Source organism: Acidovorax sp. GW458-11-26-14-TSB4 (assembly GCF_059423865.1).
In genome coordinates, this window is record NZ_JBWKYR010000054.1 from 1 (window position 1) to 639 (window position 639).

At 68.4% G+C, this 639-nt stretch carries 1 protein-coding gene; it reads left to right on the plus strand.

What is annotated here, in order from left to right; genetic code table 11:
- On the plus strand, nucleotides 1–639 hold a 639-nt coding region (locus AC07X5_RS32625), incomplete at both ends, for a calcium-binding protein (protein WP_494773551.1).

Here is a 639-nt window from a genome sequence, read left to right on the forward strand (position 1 = left end):
GGCCGAGGGCCTGACCACCACCACCGCCGGCTCGGCCGCCCTGGCCGAACTCGGCTTCCGCATCGAGCGCATTGCCGGCGACAACCCCGAGCTGACCAATGCCGGCCAGGTGTTCTACGCCACCCTGGCGCCCAACGAGCCGCTGTCGGTGCAGATCTTGAAGCCCACCATCGGGGCTGGCTACGATGCATCGCAGCCCCTTGTCATCAACGGCAGTACCAACCCGGCCGACGGCAAGCAGGCCGTGATCGTGGATGCACGCCTGCTGCCCTCGGGCACCACCATCCAGGTGGACAACATCGAGTTCATCGCCGTGGTGGGCAATGTGCGCCTGATCGGCGGCGCCGGCCAGAACGCGGCCAGCGGCGATGGCGCCGCCCAGTACATCGTGCTGGGCCCCGATGACGACGTGATCCACGGCGGTGGCGGCAACGACACCGTGGGCAGCGAGGCGGGCGATGACCAGGTCTATGGCGATGCCGGTGACGACATCGTGTTCGGCGGCGCAGGCAATGACCTGTTGTCCGGAGGCACGGGCAGTGACCGCCTGAACGGTGGCACGGGGTTTGACGTGGCCATCCAGGAAGGCGCGCGCACCGACTACACCGTGACCCTGGAGGGCGCCGGCATCAAGCTCAC